This window comes from Pseudomonas sp. SIMBA_067 (assembly GCF_046534675.1).
GTDB classification, from domain to species: Bacteria; Pseudomonadota; Gammaproteobacteria; order Pseudomonadales; family Pseudomonadaceae; genus Aquipseudomonas; species Aquipseudomonas putida.
Map to the genome: position 1 here is coordinate 1 of NZ_JAWRYH010001202.1, position 241 is coordinate 241.

General features: G+C 49.0%; 1 protein-coding gene. It reads right to left on the bottom strand.

Annotated features, from left to right (window positions below; genetic code table 11):
• Window positions 1-241, bottom strand: a 241-nt coding sequence (locus SB765_RS33095; RefSeq protein ID WP_410932957.1) for an MlaA family lipoprotein, incomplete at both ends; no start/stop codon positions are given.

The following is a 241-nucleotide window of genomic DNA, read 5'->3' on the forward strand; positions in this document are numbered from 1 at the left end:
TTCAGAATCAATATCTTTTAAATCATCCTGAATCGCTTGTGCGTTCGGATTTTCCTGCGGTTTGAGTTCGCCGCCATTAGCGATGAAATCATGACGCTGGAAGTACGCTTCGCGCACCATAATATAAGGATCGGACGACTGACGCAGCAGACCATCGGAATCCAACAACTGCGCACGAGTTTCTATCCCTTCAAGCGTCCATTTACCCACAGACATCGGCCAGGTCAGCCAGGAAAGAACC